This window comes from Micromonospora sp. NPDC049799, assembly GCF_040656655.1.
Taxonomy (GTDB): Bacteria; Actinomycetota; Actinomycetes; order Mycobacteriales; family Micromonosporaceae; genus Micromonospora.
This window is the reverse complement of sequence record NZ_JBFAMU010000565.1, coordinates 1-2,962: the sequence shown is the minus strand read 5'-3', so window position 1 is coordinate 2,962 and position 2,962 is coordinate 1. Positions and strand designations below refer to the sequence as shown.

Genomic DNA, 2,962 nt, shown 5'->3' with positions numbered 1-2,962 from the left:
CCGCCGACCAGGTCGAGAAGCTCGCCGCCAAGGTCCGCGGCAACGAGAAGCTGATGATGAGCCCCTTCGAGGGCCTGGACAAGGCGATCGGCCCACCGGCGCCCGGCACCGGGGCGACGACCCGGCCGGGCTGGTCCACCAGCCACGGGTAGCGCCCGCGCAGGCCGTCGGAGCGGACCCGGGTGACCACCGGCAGACCGAGCAGGTCGGCCACCTCCAGCATCCGGTCGCCGGGGTTGTCGAGCACCTCGACCAGGCCGTCGTCGGCCCAGCGGCGCACCACCATGCGCTCGTTGGAGGTCAGGTCGGCATCGGAGAGCAGGGCCCGGTGCACCACCGCGTAGACCGGGACGCTGTCCTCCTCCAGCTCGCGGGCCAGCGCGTCGATCACCATGCCGAGCCGCAGCAGGCTCGCCGGCCGTCCGCCGTCGATGTCCTGGTAGCGGATCACCTCGGCCAGGTCGAGGACCGCCCGGGCCAGCGACGGGTCGGTGCACACCCGGCCCTCGATGGCGTCCAGCACCTTGCTGATCTCAAATCTCATCGGACGCTCCCACGATCTGGTCGATCCGGCGCGCCAGGTCCAGGTCACGGCGGGTGACCCCGCCAATCGAGTGGGTGACGCAGCGGAAGGTCACGGTCCGCCAGCGGATGTCGATGTCGGGGTGGTGGTCGATCTCCTCGGCCACCACGGCCACCCGGTCCACCACCGCGATGGCGTCCGGGAAGCTGGCCAGCTCCACGCTACGGGTGATCCCGGCGGGGTCTCCCGACCAGCCCACCAGCCCGTTCAGCTCGTCTCGCACCGCCTCCGCGGTGAGCACGTCTGCCATGCGCTGACCCTACCGGTGGGTTCGAACCGTCGCCGACCAGCGGCGGCGTGGCGTCCGGCACCGCGACCGGGCCACGGACGCCGACCCGGTCAGACCCGGGTGATCCGGACGACGTCGGCGACGACGTACCCGGTGGCACCGCTCCACCGGCTCACCGCCAGCACCGTACGGTCGCCGACGGTGAGGGTGAAGGTGCCCAGGGACCGCCACGCGCCACCGCCGGTGCGCTGGTCGACGGTGACCGTCTGCGCCCCGGACTTCGCGTACACGACGTGCGGCGTCGCGGAGTTGTAGGCGCTGGACCCCGGGTGCCACACCTCGACGCGGTAGCTGCCCTCGGCAGGAACGGCGGCGGTGAAGGTGGCGGCGTCGCTGACCGCCTGGGGACTGACCGCGCGGTGGTGGCGTTGTCCACCACCGCGCCGAACCCGCCGCCCCCGCCGAGGGCGGTCGCGACGTCCGTACGCAGCTGCGGCAGTCGCGCGTACAGGACGTCGCCGGGGCGGTCCGTGGCGACGAAGTCGCGGTGCCCGAAGATCTGCGTGGCCGCGATCCCGTGGCGGTCGCAGATGTACGCGCAGAGCCGCACCAGCCGGTCGTACAGCGCGGCCGGCGGCGTGGTCGCGTTGTAGTTGCCCTCGTTCTCTGCAGGGCCACGTACACCGCTGGACCGCCGCTCACCTCCCGCGCAGCGGGCGCCCCACCTCGTGCAGGTGCGCCAGCGCCTGCCGGTACGAGTCGACCAGCCCGGTCTCGGCGTAGGGGACTCCCACCTCGGCGCAGTACGCGCGGACGATCGGCCGGGCCCGCCGCAGGTTCGCCCGCGGCATGTTCGGGAAAAGGTGGTGCTCGATCTGGAGGTTGAGCCCGCCGAGCGCGGCGTCGACGAACGGCCCGCCCCGCACGTTCCGTGCCGTCAACACCTGCTTGCGCAGGTAGTCCAGCTCGTCGTCGCCGTCCGGCATCGGCATGCCCTTGTGGTTCGGGGCGAACGAGCAGCCCATGTAGAGCCCCCACAGCCCCTGGTGGATCGCGGCGAAGACCAGCGCCTTGACCGGCGACATGGTCAGCAGCAGGACTCCCGCGTACGCGGCGGTGTGCAGCGTCAGCAGCAGCGCCTCGACGGCGCGGTGGCGCATCGGCGTACGGAAGCCTCCGCCGGGCTCCCGCCCGACGATCGCGCGGATGCTCGCCACGTGCAGGTTGAGGCCCTCCAGCAGCAGCATCGGGAAGAAGAACCACGCCTGCCGGCGGGCCACCCAGCGGGCGACGCCGCGGGTGTCGGCGGCCTGCTCGTACGTCCAGACCAGCGCGCCCGCCCCCACGTCCGGGTCCTCGTCGGCGTGGTTCGGGTTGGCGTGGTGCCGGTTGTGCTTGTCGACCCACCAGCCGTAGCTGAGCCCGATCGCCAGGTTGCCGGTGAGCAGCCCGACGAACTCGCTGGGTCCGCGCCGCCGGAACATCTGCCGGTGGCCGGCGTCGTGCCCGAGGAACGCCACCTGGGTGGTGGCCACGGCCAGCACCACGGCGAGGACCGGCTGCGCCCACGAGTCACCGGTTCCGACGACGGCCACCCAGACCGCGACGTAGACCCCGAGGGTCAGCACGATCCGGGTCAGGTACCGGCCCGGGCGCCGGGTCAGCAGCCCGGCCGCCCGCACGCGCCGGGACAGTTCGGCGTAGTCGCTCCCCCGCCGTGCCGACGGATCCACCGCCGTTGCACGTCCCATGCCCGGCCCCCTCGCCCTCGGTCGGCGTGCCTCGTGCATGCCTGTTACCGAGCCTTCCCCACGCGGTAGCGCTGAGTAATCCCGTACACCCCCGAACCGGCGGTAGGGCCCGCCCTACCTCAGCCCATCCTGCCGACAGCCGTACGCAGGCGGGCCAGATCCCGCCGACGTCGCTCGTACGTGGCCGCCAGCCCGATGAGCGCCAGCCCGCCGAGAGCCAGGAAGATCCACCGGGGCAGCAGGTCCCAGCCTCGGGCCAGCTCGTGCAGTGCGAGCGGGGTGAGCGTCACGGTGCCGAGCACCACCGGCGCCTGCCAGCGGCGGGTGGCCCCGGCGAGCACGGTGGCGAGCGCGGCGACGCCGAGCAGGAGCCTCCGCCACGGCTGCGGGTCGGGCGCC

At 73.2% G+C, this 2,962-nt stretch carries 4 protein-coding genes and 1 pseudogene; all 5 read right to left on the bottom strand.

Annotated features, from left to right (window positions below):
- Window positions 1-544 (bottom strand): annotated as a pseudogene (locus tag AB0I76_RS26405) (FHA domain-containing protein); the annotation flags it as partial.
- Window positions 534-833, bottom strand: coding sequence for a 4a-hydroxytetrahydrobiopterin dehydratase (locus AB0I76_RS26400; RefSeq protein ID WP_357040781.1), 300 nt, complete (start codon window positions 831-833; stop codon window positions 534-536). The gene AB0I76_RS26400 and the pseudogene AB0I76_RS26405, both read right to left, overlap by 11 nt.
- Before the next feature lie 89 nt (window positions 834-922).
- The gene (locus tag AB0I76_RS26395) at window positions 923-1,150 is read right to left on the bottom strand and encodes a hypothetical protein (RefSeq protein WP_357040784.1); all 228 of its coding nucleotides are present in this window, start codon (window positions 1,148-1,150) and stop codon (window positions 923-925) included.
- A gap of 360 nt (window positions 1,151-1,510) precedes the next feature.
- Complete coding sequence (locus AB0I76_RS26390) at window positions 1,511-2,563, bottom strand: acyl-CoA desaturase (RefSeq protein ID WP_357040778.1); 1,053 nt, start codon at window positions 2,561-2,563, stop codon at window positions 1,511-1,513.
- Window positions 2,564-2,682: 119 nt separating this feature from the next.
- Window positions 2,683-2,962: hypothetical protein (locus AB0I76_RS26385; RefSeq protein ID WP_357040776.1), on the bottom strand; the 280-nt coding region annotated here is incomplete at its 5' end.